13 protein-coding genes are annotated in these 13,917 nt (G+C 71.0%); 6 read left to right on the top strand and 7 right to left on the bottom strand.

Going from position 1 to position 13,917, the window contains the following annotated elements; translation table 11 throughout:
• The first annotated feature begins 55 nt into the window (after positions 1-55).
• Positions 56-724, top strand: coding sequence for a hypothetical protein (locus tag VO99_RS17240; RefSeq protein ID WP_046114139.1), 669 nt, complete (start codon positions 56-58; stop codon positions 722-724).
• Here the strand turns inward: VO99_RS17240 and VO99_RS17235 are convergent.
• Positions 709-1,293, bottom strand: a complete 585-nt coding sequence (locus tag VO99_RS17235) for a metal-independent carbonic anhydrase family protein (RefSeq protein ID WP_046114138.1) — start codon at positions 1,291-1,293, stop codon at positions 709-711. The two genes, VO99_RS17240 and VO99_RS17235, sit on opposite strands and share 16 nt — an antisense overlap.
• A gap of 100 nt (positions 1,294-1,393) precedes the next feature.
• Between VO99_RS17235 and VO99_RS17230 the strand changes: the two genes are divergently transcribed.
• Genes VO99_RS17230 through VO99_RS17210 form a run of 5 tightly spaced genes read left to right on the top strand, consistent with a single transcriptional unit; the run spans position 1,394 to position 6,210 of the window.
• Positions 1,394-3,085 (top strand): sensor histidine kinase, encoded by a 1,692-nt coding sequence (locus VO99_RS17230; RefSeq protein WP_052736414.1) that lies wholly within the window; start codon positions 1,394-1,396, stop codon positions 3,083-3,085.
• On the top strand, positions 3,082-3,816 hold the full coding sequence (locus VO99_RS17225; RefSeq protein WP_046114137.1) for a response regulator transcription factor: 735 nt from the start codon (positions 3,082-3,084) through the stop codon (positions 3,814-3,816). Before VO99_RS17230 ends, VO99_RS17225 begins: the two co-directional genes overlap by 4 nt.
• A gap of 32 nt (positions 3,817-3,848) precedes the next feature.
• Positions 3,849-4,616, top strand: a complete 768-nt coding sequence (locus tag VO99_RS17220) for an SGNH/GDSL hydrolase family protein (RefSeq protein WP_046114136.1) — start codon at positions 3,849-3,851, stop codon at positions 4,614-4,616.
• Between the two features lie 45 nt (positions 4,617-4,661).
• Complete coding sequence (locus tag VO99_RS17215; RefSeq protein WP_046114135.1) at positions 4,662-5,219, top strand: cysteine hydrolase family protein; 558 nt, start codon at positions 4,662-4,664, stop codon at positions 5,217-5,219.
• 4 nt (positions 5,220-5,223) lie between these two features.
• Positions 5,224-6,210, top strand: coding sequence for a GlxA family transcriptional regulator (locus tag VO99_RS17210; protein ID WP_046114134.1), 987 nt, complete (start codon positions 5,224-5,226; stop codon positions 6,208-6,210).
• On the opposite strand, the gene VO99_RS17205 is transcribed toward VO99_RS17210, so the two are convergent.
• The 6 genes from VO99_RS17205 to VO99_RS17180 all read right to left on the bottom strand — a co-directional run bounded on the left by VO99_RS17205 (position 6,211) and on the right by VO99_RS17180 (position 13,787).
• A complete protein-coding gene (locus VO99_RS17205; RefSeq protein WP_046114133.1) occupies positions 6,211-6,852 on the bottom strand; it encodes an HAD family hydrolase in 642 nt (213 codons plus the stop codon).
• Positions 6,849-8,450: a glucose-6-phosphate isomerase gene (pgi, locus tag VO99_RS17200; protein ID WP_046114132.1), complete on the bottom strand. Its 1,602-nt coding sequence runs from the start codon at positions 8,448-8,450 to the stop codon at positions 6,849-6,851. The genes VO99_RS17205 and pgi overlap by 4 nt, the downstream gene beginning before the upstream one ends.
• The gene (gene tal, locus VO99_RS17195; RefSeq protein WP_046114131.1) at positions 8,447-9,400 is read right to left on the bottom strand and encodes a transaldolase; all 954 of its coding nucleotides are present in this window, start codon (positions 9,398-9,400) and stop codon (positions 8,447-8,449) included. The genes pgi and tal overlap by 4 nt, the downstream gene beginning before the upstream one ends.
• 78 nt (positions 9,401-9,478) lie before the next feature.
• Entirely contained in the window at positions 9,479-10,534 is a 1,056-nt protein-coding gene (locus VO99_RS17190) for an ABC transporter ATP-binding protein (protein WP_046114130.1), read from the bottom strand.
• Positions 10,535-10,546: 12 nt separating this feature from the next.
• Positions 10,547-12,736, bottom strand: a complete 2,190-nt coding sequence (locus VO99_RS17185; RefSeq protein WP_046114129.1) for an ABC transporter permease — start codon at positions 12,734-12,736, stop codon at positions 10,547-10,549.
• A gap of 10 nt (positions 12,737-12,746) precedes the next feature.
• A complete protein-coding gene (locus tag VO99_RS17180) occupies positions 12,747-13,787 on the bottom strand; it encodes an ABC transporter substrate-binding protein (protein WP_046114128.1) in 1,041 nt (346 codons plus the stop codon).
• Positions 13,788-13,917: the final 130 nt, after the last annotated feature.

Here is a 13,917-nt window from a genome sequence, read left to right as displayed (position 1 = left end):
GGTGTTGACGATAGTGGTTCCGATGCCCCCGGCAGTTGCCACCGTTGGAGGCGCCATGGCCGTCCATTTCTGTGCATCCCTGCCCTGCGCGGCACGTCAGCGGCTGGGCGATGGCCGGCTGATGGAGTTGCGCATCGCCGCCCAGCACGCCCCCGCGCCACCACGCGACGGCACGCTGGCCGAGCTGTCGCAGGCCTGCCGGCACTGCCCCTTTCACCTGGGCCTGCGCGACCTGGGATGCGCCGGCGTCATCCGCCACCCCATCACCGCCGCGGCCGAGCACTGGCTGCTGCAGCGCTTGCCCGACGACCTGGACGCGCCGGCCGCCCGTGGCCTGCTGGCCGGCCTGCAGGCGCCGCAGGCCGATGGCCGCGAAGTGGACAGGCTGCGCCCGCTGCACCGCCACTACGAGCTGCGGCGGCCGCTGCGCCGGCGCTGGGGTGGGCGCTTCAGCGGCCGCACCGTCGTCACCTCCAGCCAGTTGCTGCAGTTGGCGCTGCATGCGGGCAGCCTGCTGCCCACGCAGGCCCGGCTGCTGGCCGGTGCGCTGGGCTACCTGGACGACCGGCATGCACCGCGGGTGGATGCCGACATGGCCAGCGCGCCACAGGACGATGCCTCGCTGCGGGCGCTCAAGCATTTCATGTCGATGGCCGCGGCAGCCGGCCAGCACGAGGCCGGCGTATTCGTCAGCCTCGACCCACAGCCTCAGGGCCCGACGTAGGGAAGCGACGAGTGGTGCACCACGATGCGCAGCTTGCCGCTGTCGTCCTTGAGGAACTTCCAGGTCTTGTCCACCGTGGTGCGCTTGCCGTCGCGGTCGGTGAAGGTGACGTGGCCCATGGTGGTCGCCGTGTCGGCCGCGATGAACATGGCCGCGTTGCGCACCTCCACCTGTCGCCAGCCCTTCAGCGCGAAGCCGGTGTCCTGCGGATAGGCCGCGTCGCCGCCCACGAAGTACGCCAGCGCGCCTTCGCGGGTGATGCGGAAGGTCTGCGGCGCCACCGTCAGTGTGGGCTTGAACAGCACCGGCCCGAACTGGTAGCCGTAGGCGCTGTCGATCACCTGGCCGGCCAGTGCGCGCGCCGCGGCCGGCCCCTGCGTCTCATGCGCCTTGCCGATGGCCACCAGCGCCTCGCCCCAGGCCTGCTGGGCGGCCAGCACCTCGGCCTCGTTGATGGTGGTGTTGACCACCGGCACCTTGGCCGCTGCCGGCAGGGCGGCCGCCAGGGCCAGGGCAGCCGCGGCCGCGGCGCGCCAAGGCGTGGTGATCAGGTTCGGTGCAGGTTGCATGTCGGCTCCTGGTGGGTTGGGATGCCCTCATTGCAGCCGCCTGCACTGAACCTGGCATGAAGCCCCGATGAGCAGCGCCTGAACCGTTCATGAACCGCAGATGACAGTGCGCCGCGTTCATCTGGCGTTCATGCAGCGCATGCCGGTGGCGCCCGAGAATCCGGCGCCTATGCCGTTCCGCCAGCGCCTGACCATCGCCCTCGCCCTGCTGGCCGCCGCCGCGGTGCTGGAAGGCGTGCTTGCGTTGTGGGCGCTCGGCGTGGCCGACAGGCAGGTGCAGCGCGGCCGCGTGGTCAGCGACATCCAGCTCGGCTTCGTCGAACTCTCGGCCAGCAAGCAGCGGCTGCGAACCTGGGTCTCGCAGATGCAGCTCGATGCGGGCGCCGACCCGGCCCAGCGTGACCGGCTGCAGGCCGACATGCGCAACACCCTGGAGCGCCTGAAGCACCTGGCCGAGCGCGCCCGTGCACTCGATGGCCAAGGCGATGCTGCCGACCCCGTCGAGCACCTGCAGCGGCTGGATGCACTGGAGGTGCTGAGCCTCAGCCTGCACGACCTGCAGGCCGCGGTGGACAGCGCCCGGCCGCTGGTGCCGGGCACCGATGCGCGTGCGGCCTGGGCCGCGCTGTCGCAGCTGTTCGACATCTCGCGGGGCCGCGACCTGCGCAGCCTGCTGCGCGAAAGCATCGAGCGCGAATCGGCCGCCGTGGTGCGCGAGCGCGCCGCCGCCGATGCCAGCCTGCGCTGGATGCGCGGCCTGTGGCTGGGCGCCGCGGCCACGCTGGCCCTGGCCGCGCTGCTGCTGGGCGCGCACTTCACCCGCGCGCTGCGGCAGCCGCTGGCAAGCCTGGGCGAAGGCGCGGCCGCACTGCAGCGCGGCGATCTGCAGCACCGCATCCGCATCCGTGGCGCCGACGAGTTCGCGGCCGTGGCCGCCAGCGTGAACAGCATGGCCGCCGAGCTGCAGCAGCACCGCGAGCGCGAAGCCCGCGCCCGCCACGAGCTCGAAGCGCTGGTGCATGCGCGCACCGGCGAGCTGCAGGGCGCGCTGGAAGCCCTGCAGCAGGTGGATGCGCGCCGGCGCCGGCTGTTCGCCGACATCAGCCATGAGCTGCGCACGCCCACCACCGCCATCCGCGGCGAGGCGGAAGTGACGCTGCGCGGCGCCGACAAGCCGCTGGCCGACTACAAGGCCGCGCTGCAGCGCATCGTGGCCACCTCGCGCGACCTGGCGCTGGTGATCGATGACCTGCTCACCATGGCGCGCAGCGACATCGATGCACTGGCCCTGAACCGCCAGCCCACCGACCTGCGCCAGCCGCTGGCCGAAGCCTTGACCCAGGCCCGCGCGCTGGCCTATGAGCGCGACGTGCGCATCCAGGCCACGCTGCCGCCGCAGCCGGCGCCGGTGACGGGCGATGCCGCGCGGCTGCGCCAGCTGGCGGCCCTGCTGCTGGACAACGCGGTGCGGTACTCCCACCCCGGCGGCGTGGTGCAGGCCACGCTGGCATGGCAGCCTGCCGCCGCCGGCGACGAGGAGCCCGCGCACTGGCTGCTGCAGGTGGCCGACCAGGGCATCGGCATCGCGCCGCTGGAGCTGCATCGCGTGTTCGAGCGCAACTTCCGCGGCGAAGCCGCACGCCGCCACCGGGCCGACGGCACCGGCCTGGGCCTGGGCATCGGCGCCGCGCTGGCCCGCGCGCATGGCGGGCAGATCACGCTGCAGTCGCAGCCCGGCCAGGGCACCACCGCGCTGCTGCGGCTGCCCGCCTTGCCCAAGGACAACGAATGAACATCCTCATCGTGGAGGACGATGCCCGCATCTCGGGCTTCCTGGAGCGGGGCCTGCGCGCCGAAGGCCACCGCACACGGCTGGCCACCAGCGGCCCCGAGGCCGTGGCCCTGGCGCAGGACGCCGCGCGCCAGGACGAGGCCGAAGGCACGCGGACCCTGGTGCTGCTGGACGTGATGCTGCCCGGCATGAGCGGGCTGGAGGTCTGCCAGGCGCTGCGGGCTTCCGGCGTGCAGCTGCCCATCCTGATGCTCACCGCGCTGGGCGGCCTGGAGGACCGCGTGGCCGGGCTGCGGCTGGGCGCCGACGACTACCTGGTCAAGCCCTTCGAGTTCGACGAACTGCTCGCCCGCATCGATGCCCTGGCCCGCCGGGCGCGCGAGCAGGCGCCGCCACCGGCCCCGCGGCTGGTAGTGGCCGACCTGGTGCTGGACCGCGACACCATGCGCGCCAGCCGCGCCGGCCAGCCGCTGCAGCTCACCGCCCGCGAGCTGGCGCTGCTGGAGCTGCTGATGTCCGCGCCCGGGCGCCTGTTCAGCCGCGAGCGCATCCTGGCCAACGTCTGGGGTACCCACGAGGATCCGCTGACCAACGTGGTGGACGTGTACATCCGCCGGCTGCGCAGCAAGATCGACGATGGCCAAGCCCAGCCGCTGATCCACACGCTGCGCGGCATGGGATACCGGCTGGAGGCGGGCACCGGCGACGGGCCCGCCGCACGCAGGCCGTAGACACCAGTCCCTGGCGCGCCATACTTCGCGCCATGCTGTTGCTCTACAAGGCCACCCTCGCACCCGCCCTGCTGTGGCAGGGCAGCCGACTGCGGCGCACCGCGCTGCGGCTGCCGGAGCCGGAAGGCGAGCGCAGCGGCGTGGTGGCCGGCACGCCCGGCGACCGCGAGGTGCGGGTGCTGGTGATCGGCGATTCGTCGGCGGCCGGCGTCGGGGTGGAGCACCAGCAGGAGGCGCTGGCCGGGCCCATCGCCGTGGCCCTGGCGCAGCGCACCGGCTGTACCGTGCATTGGCAGCTGGCCGCCCGCTCCGGCCTGGACACGGTGCAGGCGCGTCAATTCCTGCGCACCGTGCCCTTGCAGCCGGCCGACGTGATCGTCTCGGCGCTGGGCGTCAACGACGTCACCTCGCAGACCCCGCCCGCCCTGTTCGTGCGCCAGTACAAGCAGCTGCTGCGCGACGTGCGGCGCCGTACCGGTGCGCGCATCGGCATCGTCTCGGGCGTGCCGCCGCTGCACCAGCTGCCCGCCGCACCGCAGCCGCTGCGCTGGTACCTGGGCCAGTGCGCCCGCCGGCTGGACCAGGAGCTGCAGTACTTCTGCGAGAAGGAAGGCAGGCTGCGCTACCTGTCGCTTCACTGGGCCGACCCGCGGGAGATGTCGCAGGACCGCTTCCATCCGGGCCCGGTGCAGTACGCACGCTGGGCACAGATGAATGCCGAGGCGATCGCCCGTGCGCTGGTGCTGCCATGTCCGGAAACGACCGCAACCGGTCCATCGGCGACACTGCGCACCGGCTGATGCGCCGGCACGATGGCAGCACCTTCCACCCCCGAGACCGCTGCCATGCACACCGCCCTGCTCCTGATCGACGTCCAGCAATCCTTCCGCCACCGGCCCTACTGGCAGGAAGCAGCCGCACAGCCGTTTTTGACCGCCACCAACGCCCTGCTGCAAGGCGCGATGGCCCGCGGCATTCCGGTGGTGCGGGTGTTCCACACCGACGGCCCCGACAGCGCCGACAACCCCTTTGCCCTGGCCAGCGGCCACATCCGCCCGCTGGATGGCCTGGCGCCGTTCGACGGCGCGCTGACGGTGCACAAGCACCGCCACAGCGCGCTGGTGGGCACCGGCCTGCCCGTGTGGCTGCACCAGCAGGGCATCCGCCGCCTGATCGTGGCCGGCATCCGCACCGAGCAGTGCTGCGAGACCACCACCCGCCATGCCTCCGATGAAGGCTGGGAGGTGGACTTCGTCGGCGAGGCCACCCTCACCTTCGACATGACCACGCCCGCCGGCGCAACCCTCGGCGCGGCGGCCATCCGCGAGCGCACCGAGACCGTGCTGGCCGGCCGCTTCGCCACGCTGTGCAGCGTGACCCAGGCGCTGGAACGCGCGGCCTGAGGCCATGGTCGAGGTCTGGTTCGTGGTGCTGCCCGGCACCTTGCTGCTGGACCTGGCAGGCCCGGCCGAGGCCCTGCGCATGGCCAACCAGCGGCTGCAGCGGCTGGGCCAGCCGCCGCGCTTCCACCTGCGCTTCGTAGGCCCGGCGCGGCGGCCCGACAGCTCGGTGGGCCTGGCCCTGGCCGCAGTGGAACCGCTGCCGGCTCGGTTGGCCGGCCCCACCTGGGTGGTGTTGATGGGCCAGCCTTCGGAGCGGCCGATGCTGCAGGCGCCCGAGTGGTTCACCACCCGGCAGTGGCTGGCGCAGGTGATCGCGCCTGCACTGGGCAGCGCCCTGCCCACCGGTGGCGATGCACAGGCCGGCGCCGGCCTCGTGACCATCTGCGCCGGTGCGCTGCTGGCGGCCGATGCCGGCCTGCTGCGGCCCGGCCAGCGCTGCACCACGCACCATGAGGTGGTGGATGTATTGCGCAGCCTGGCGCCTGCGGCCGACGTGGTGGGCAACCGCGTCTTCGTGGAGCAGGGCCCGGTGGCATCGAGCGCGGGCATCACCGCCGGCATCGACCTGGCGCTGCACCTGGTGGCGCGGGAATGCGGCGAGGCCACGGCCAGCGCCATCGCACGCAACATGGTGATGTACCTGCGCCGCGGTGCGGACGACCCGGAGCTGTCGCCGCTGCTCAGCGGCCGCAACCACCTGCATCCCGCGCTGCACCGGGTGCAGGACGCCATCTGCGACAAGCCCGGCGCGCCCTGGTCGGCCGAGGCCATGGCCCGGGTGGCGCATGTGACGCCGCGCCACCTGGGCCGGTTGTTCCGCGAGTTCGTCGGCACCTCGCCGCGGGCCTACGTGGAACAGGTGCGCAGCGCACTCGCGCAGGAAGCGCTGCGCAGCGGCTTGGCCGTGCAGGCGGCCAGCGAGGCGGCCGGCTTCAGCTCGCCGCGGCAGTGGCGCCGGGCCCGCACGCGGGCGCGCAGCGCCGCGGCCTGACTACGCCACCAGGCCCAGCTCCACCAGGCCCTGGCGGATGGCCGGGCCATTGGTGGCCAGCACGGCCTGCCAGCCACGCGCACGGGCGGCTTCGACGTTCTTCGGATGGTCGTCGATGAACACCGTGCGCTCAGGCACCAGCCCGAAGGTGGATTCGGCCAGCGCGAAGATCGCGGCGTCGGGCTTGATCAGCTGCACCCGGCCACTGAACAGCCCATCCTGGAAGTCGCGCACGAAGGCGTACTCGCGCTCCAGGTGGTCCGCATAGGGCGCCGGCATGTTGGACAGGTAGAACTGCCTCAGGCCGCGCTCATGCAGGCCGTGCAGCAGCGCCACGGTGTCCGGCAGCGGCTGCAGCTCGTGCGGCACGGCGTCGATCACGGCCAGCGCCTCGGCCTCGCTCAGGCCGGTGCGCCGGGCGATGCGGCGGGCCAGCTCGGGCACTTCCACCGTGCCGCGGTCGAACTCGGCCCAGTCGCCGCCGAAGCTCTGGAAGAACTGCTCATGCCAGTGCGCGGCGCTGATGTCGTCCTTCACGCGGCTGGGCAGGCTGGCCGCCAGCAGCACCCGCGGCCGCCAGCGGAACAGCACCGCCCCGAAGTCCCACACCACCGTGTCGATCGTGGATCGCGCTTCGCTCATGCCGCGGTAAGCCTCTTCAGCAAGCCGGCGGTGGAGCCATCAAGCCCTTGCGTCTCGCCACTGGACAGGCGAGGCAGCAGGTCGTTGCACAAGGCCTTGCCCAGTTCCACGCCCCATTGGTCGAAGCTGTTGATGCCCCACACCACGCCGCTGGTGAACACCCGGTGCTCGTACAGCGCGATCAGCGCACCCAGCGATTCAGGTGTCAGCCGGTCCAACACCAGCGTGATGCTGGGCCGGTTGCCGGGGAAGGTGCGGTGGCGGGCCACCGTTTCCGCGTCCAGCTCCGCCGAGGCGGTGGGCGCCTTCTCCCCCAGGGCGGCGTCGGTGGTCTTGCCCAGCATCAGCGCCTGGCTTTGCGCCAGGCAGTTGGCCAGCAGCTTGCGGTGCAGGTCGGCATGGGCATGGGTGGGCGTCTTCACCGCGATGAATTCCACCGGGATCACGTCGGTGCCCTGGTGCAGCATCTGGAAGTAGGCATGCTGGCCGTTGGTGCCGGGCTCGCCCCATACCACCGGGCTGGTGCCGAAGGGCAGCGGCTCGCCGGCCAGGTCCACCTGCTTGCCGTTGCTTTCCATCTCCAGCTGCTGCAGGTAGGCGGGCAGGCGCTTCAGGCCCTGGTGGTAAGGCGCCACGCTGCGGCTGGAAAAGCCGTGGAAGTTGCGGTACCAGACGTCCAGCAGGCCCAGCAGGGCGGGCAGGTTCTCGTTCAGCGGCGCGGTGGCGAAGTGACGGTCCATTGCATGCGCGCCGGCCAGCAGCGCGCGGAAATGCTCCGAGCCGATGGCGATGGCGATGGGCAGGCCGATGGCGCTCCACAGCGAATAGCGCCCGCCCACCCAGTCCCAGAAGCCGAAGGTAGTGCCGATGCCGAACTTGGCCGCGGCCTCGATGTTGGTGGTGGTGGCCACGAAGTGCTTGTCGACGTCGGTGCCGCCGTTGGCCACGAACCAGTCGCGCGCCACCTGCGCATTGGCCATCGTCTCCTGCGTGGTGAAGGTCTTGGAGGCGATGATGAACAGCGTCTCGGCCGGCTTCAGCCCGCGCAGCACCGGCGTGATGTCGTGGCCGTCCACGTTGCTCACGAAATGCATGGTGATGGCCGGGTGCACGAAGGCGTCCAGCGCCGGCACCACCATCTGCGGCCCCAGGTCGCTGCCGCCGATGCCGATGTTCACCACATGGCGGATGCCGCTGGCCGCGGTGTCGCGCACCGTCTCGGCATAGGCCAGCATGCGGTTCAGCACCTCGTGCACCTCGGTGCTGAAGGGGCCCTGGCCGGCCGGTGCACGCAGCGCGGTGTGCAGCACGGCGCGGCCTTCGGTGGTGTTGATCGGCTCGCCGGCCAGCATCGCGTCGCGGCGGGCTTCCAGGCCGCATTCGCGCGCCAGGTCGAGCAGCAGCTGGCGGGTGGCCAGGTCCCAGCGGTTCTTCGACAGGTCGGCGAATACCTGCGGCGCCTGCACCGCGAAGCTGGCGAAGCGGCCCGGGTCGCGGGCGAAGGCCTCGCGCAGATCCAGGTCGCGGCCATGGGCCTCGAAGTGGCCCTTCAGCGCACCCCAGGCCACGGTGCGGTCGCAGCGGGGGGCCGTGCTCATTTGCGCAGCTCCTCGATCAGCTTGTCCAGCTTGATGGCGTCGGCGGCAAAGCCGCGGATGCCTTCGGCGAGTTTTTCGGTGGCCATCGCGTCCTCGTTCAGTGCGTAGCGGAATTCGGGTTCGTTGTACGTCACTGCATGGATGCTGGCCGCCTGGGCCGCGGCGGCATCGAGCCGGCGGGCCACGGGCGCATCACCCGCCTGCAGCTGGGCGAGCAATTCTGGGCTGATGGTGAGCAGGTCGCAGCCGGCCAGCGCGGTGATCTGGCCCACGTTGCGGAAGCTGGCGCCCATCACTTCGGTCTCGATGCCGAAGTGCTTGTAGTAGGTGTAGATCTGGCTCACCGACTGCACGCCCGGGTCGTTGGCGCCGGCCATCGCGGCTTCGTCCCAGCCGGTGCCGGCCTGCTTCTTGTACCAGTCGTAGATGCGGCCGACGAAGGGCGAGATCAGCGTGATGCCGGCTTCGCCGCAGGCCACGGCCTGGCAGAAGGAGAACAGCAGCGTCAGGTTGCAGTGGATGCCTTCGTGCTCCAGCGCCTTGGCCGCCTGGATGCCCTCCCAGGTGGCGGCCACCTTGATCAGCACGCGGTCGCGGCCGATGCCGGCACGCTCGTACAGCTGGATGAGGCGGCGGCCGCGGGCGATGGTGCAGGCCATGTCGAAGCTCAGGCGCGCGTCCACCTCGGTGCTGACGCGGCCGGGCACCACCTTCAGGATCTCCTGGCCGAAGCGCACCAGCACTTCATCCACGATGTCGGCCAGCGGCTCGGCGCGGTGCGCGGCCACGGCTTCCTGCAGCAGCGGCGCATAGTCCGCATGCTGCACGGCCTTGAGGATCAGCGACGGATTGGTGGTGGCGTCGCGCGGGGTGAACTGCGCGAGCTGCTTGAAGTTGCCGGTGTCGGCGACGACGGTGGTGAATTGCTTGAGTTGATCGAGCTGGTTCATGGTGATTCGCTCCTGGCGCGCCAGCGGCGCCTTGGCGTCATTAAAACCCGACTGTGGCCGCACCCTGCGTCAAGCGTGTTACGTGCCCGCGGCCACCACCGACACGCCATGGCCCTGCAGCCGCAGCCAGGCCGCCTCGCCGGGGCGCCAGCCGCGCTCCACCTGCGGCGTCACCACGAAGATGTCGCCCAGCTCGGTGGCCAGCGTCACCTCCAGCACGCTGCCGAGGTAGGCGCTCTTGCTCACCGTGCCGGCCAGCGTGTGGCCCGGCTCGCCGGGCAGGTCGCCCAGCGCCCAGGCCTCGGGCCGCACCGCCACCTGCACCGCGCCGGCCGCCACCGGGTGGCGCGATGCAAAGCGCAGCGGCCCCAGCGCCACCGTGCCGTCCAGCGCGGCAGTGGCCGGGAACAGCATCGCCTCGCCCATGAAGCCGGCCACGAACTCGGTGGCCGGCAGCTCGTACAGCGCTTGCGGCGTGCCGGCCTGCGCCACCACCCCGCCGTCCATCACGATGATCTGGTCGCTCACCGCCAGCGCCTCGGCCTGGTCGTGCGTCACGTAGGCCACGGTGAGCTTCAGCCGCTGCTGCAGGCTGCGGATCTCCTCGCGCATCGAGCGGCGAAGCCGTGCATCGAGGTTGGACAGCGGCTCGTCGAACAGCAGCACCGCCGGCTCCAGCACCAGCGCACGCGCCAGCGCCACCCGCTGCTGCTGGCCACCCGACAGCGCGCTGGGCAGCCGGTCGTCATAACCGGTCAGGCCCACCGTCTGCAGCGCGATGCGTGCGCGCTGCAGCTGCTCGGTGCGCGGCACGCCGCTCACGCTCAGGCCGTAGCCGACGTTCTCGATCACGCTCATGTGCGGAAACAGCGCATAGCTCTGGAACACCATGCTCACGTTGCGCTCGGCCGGGCCCAGCGTGGTCACGTCCTGGCCGTCGATCAGGATCTGCCCGCCGGTCGGCGTCTCCAGCCCGGCGATCATGCGCAGCGTGGTGGTCTTTCCGCAGCCCGAGGGCCCGAGGATGGTGGTCAGCGTGCCCTTGGGCACCGTGAAGCTGATGCCCTGCACCACCAGCGGCGTGCCGGGCGCGCCATAGCGCTTGCTGACGTTGCGGAATTCGATGCCGTTCATAGCAGTGCTCTTTCAGGCGGCGCGGCGGCCGAGCTTGCGCTCGCCGACCAGCGCCTGGATCAATGCGGTGGCCAGCGACATCAGCACGATGAGCACGGTGCAGTAGGCCAGCGCCACGCCGTAGTCGCCGTTGCCGACGCGGCCGATGATGTAGGTGGTGGCCAGCTCGTTCTCGGCCGTCACCAGGAAGATCACGGCCGACACCGTGGTCATCGAGCGCACGAAGCTATAGACCAGCGCCGCCACCAGCGCGGGCTTGAGCAGCGGCAGCACCACCCGGCGCAGCGTGGTGAAGGTGCCGGCGCGCAGCACGGCCGAGGCTTCGTCCAGCGAGGGATCGAGCTGCTTGAAGGCCGCCGTGCCCGCCCGCACGCCCACCGGCAGGTTGCGGAACACGAAGCACAGCACGATGACCAGGCCGGTGCCCGTCAGCTCGAAAGGCGGCACGTTGAAGGCCAGCACGTAGCTCACGCCCAGCACCGTGCCGGGGATCGCGAAGGCCAGCAGCGCGCCGAACTCGAACGCGCCCTGCCCGCGGAACTGCGTGCGCGCCAGCAGCCAGGCGATCAGCAACCCGATGAAGGCACACACCGGCGCGGCCACGCCAGCCAGCTTCAGCGTGGTGAACAGCGAGTTCCAGGCGCTGCCGGCCCACACCAGGCCGTGCTCGCCCCATTGGAGGTCGAAGGCGGTGCGGAAGTGCGCCAGCGTGGGCGTGTAGTCGCGCCCCCAGGTCTGCACGAAGCCCCCGGCGAAGGCGAACAGGTACACCACCACGGTGAAGGCGAGCCAGGGCAGCGCCAGCGCCATCACGCTGCGGCGCACCGGCGTGGGCAGCGGCATGGGCAGGCCTGCGTCGCCCTTGCCCGACACGGTGGTGTAGCTGGCCGTGCCCAGCACCTTGCGCTGCAGCACGAACACCGCCAAGGCAAACACGGTGAGGATCAGCGCCAGCGAGGCGGCGCGGCCCTGGTCGTACTGCGCGCCCACGATGGCGAAGAAGATCTCGGTGGACAGCACCGCGTACTGCCCGCCCACGATGATGGGGTTGCCGAAGTCCGCGATGCTCTCGATGAAGCCCACCAGGAAGGCATTGGCCAGCCCGGGCTTGAGCAGCGGCAGCGTCACCGTCATGAAGGTGCGGGTGCGGCTGGCGCGCAGGGTCTGCGCGGCTTCTTCGAGCGAGGGCGCGATGCCCTGCACCACGCCGCGCATGATCATGAAGGCGATGGGCGTGAAGGCGAACATCTGCGCCAGCCAGATGCCGAACACGCCGTAGAACCAGCGCGTGGGCTCGATGCCGAAGGCCCATTCCATGAACTGGTTGGCCAGCCCCGCGCGGCCGAACAGCAGGATCAGCCCCAGGCCCACCACGAAGGGCGGCGTGATGATGGGCAGCAAGGCCAGCACGTTCAGCGGCTTGCCCAGCCGGCGCGCGCCACGCTCGGACAGCAGCGCGATGGCGGTGCCCATCACCGTGGTGCCCGCGGCCGTGAGCAGCGCCAGCCACAGCGTGTTCCAGGCGACGCCGCAGCGCCCGCCGCCAGCCAGGCAGCCCAGGCCCCACACGCGCTCGTTGCCGATGCGCTCGACGATGGCCTGCGCGGACAGCTCGCCATCCTCGGTGAACGCCGCGCCCGACAGCGCGCGCAGCACCGGCAGTGCCACGAACAGCGCCAGCAACGCACCGCAGAACACCACGGCCGCGGCCACGAACACGTCGCCGCGGAAGGCGCCCATGCGCGCCAGGCCCGCGCCCAGCAGCACCAGCAGGCTCAGCAGCACCAGTGCGCCGCCCAGGCCGATGCCGTACTGGCCCTGCGGCAGCTCGCCGAAGCGGGTGTTCAAGGCCTCGAAGGCCCAGCCGGTGGCGCCGATGGCGAAGCCGCTGGCCAGCAGGCCCGCCAAGCCCAGCGCAGCGCCCAGCACCAGCCCTCGGCCCTGCGCGCGGCCGGCGGGCAGCACGAGCGAAACCGCCGCCATCAACAGGCCAAAGGCGCCGATGAGCAGCCAGGGCCGGCCATGCCGCAGCGCGTGCACCGCGCCGCTGGCGGTGTCTGTACCGCCGAACATACCGCCGATCGACTGCAGCAAGGAGAGGTTCTGCGGCAGGTACCAGGGCAGCAGCACGAAGGCGGCCACACCCAGCGCGCACCACAGCGCCAACACGCGCCCGGTGCGCGCGGCTTGGAGCTTGCTCATCACCGGGCGGTCAGCGCGGCAGCGAGTTGACGTCCTTCTCCCAGCGCGCGATCAGCCGCCGACGTTCGGCGCTGGCGCCGTACTTCTTGTAGTCGTACTTGATGAGCTTGATCTTCTGGAAGTCGGGCACCCGCGGGTCCACCGGCGTGGCCTTGTTGGAAGGCAGCTGGAACTGCTTGGCCGCCGCGCCGAACTGCTGGGCCTGCGGCGTGAGCGCCCATTCATAGAACTTCTTGGCCGCCTCCAGGTTGCGCGAGCCCTTGATGATGGACATGGACCCGATCTCGGCGCCGGTGCCCTCCGAAGGTGTCACCGTCTCCACCGGAAAGCCCTGCATCTTCTCGGCCGGTGCGTCATGCACGAAGCTGATGGACACCGTGGTCTCGCCGCGCGCAGCGGCCTTGATGGGGCCGGTGCCGCTGCGGGTGTACTGGCCGATGTTCCTGTGCAGCTGCTTCAGGTAGTCGAAGGCCGGATCCTCGCCCATCAGCTGCACCAGCGTGGCGATCATGGTGTAGGCCGTGCCGCTGGACGCCGGGTTGGCCACCTGGATCTCGCCCTTGTACTCGGGCCTGAGCAGGTCGGCCCAGCTGCGCGGCACAGGCAGCTTCTTCTTGGCGATGAGCTCGGTGTTGTAGCCGAAGCCCAGCGGCCCCGAGTAGACGCCCACCGTGCGCCAGCCCGATTGCTCGGCCTGCTGCTGCGCCCAGGGATACAGCTGCGGCAGCGCGGCCGACTTGTACTCCAGCGTCAGGCCCTGCTCCGCTGCCTGCAGGTGCGGGTCGCCGGTGCCGCCGAACCAGATGTCGGTCTTGGGGTTGGCCCGCTCGGCGATCAGCTGCGCAAGCGCCTCGCCGGAGCCCTTCTGCACGATGTTCACCTTGATGCCGGTCGACTTGGTGAACACCGTCTGGATCATGTTGCACCACTCGGCCTGCACTGAGCAGATGACATTGACCTGCCCTTGCTGGGCGTAGGCGCCGGTGGCGGCGAACAGCGCCAAGCCGGCGGTGCGGCGCAGGGTACGGGCGATCTTATGGCTGAGATTCATCGCAATGTCATAAACGCAAAAATGCATCCTAGCCATGAAACCGTGCGTTTTTGCCGCTTGGCACACCGTACAAACCCCATGCGCCGCCAGACCCAGCGGATTTGACCGCCCCAAGAAACCGCGTCATAGT

It is taken from the genome of Aquincola tertiaricarbonis, assembly GCF_000969605.1.
Taxonomy (GTDB): domain Bacteria; phylum Pseudomonadota; class Gammaproteobacteria; order Burkholderiales; family Burkholderiaceae_C; genus Aquincola; species Aquincola tertiaricarbonis.
Note: the sequence above shows the minus strand (reverse complement) of the source record. Positions and strands in the feature narration are given on the sequence as shown.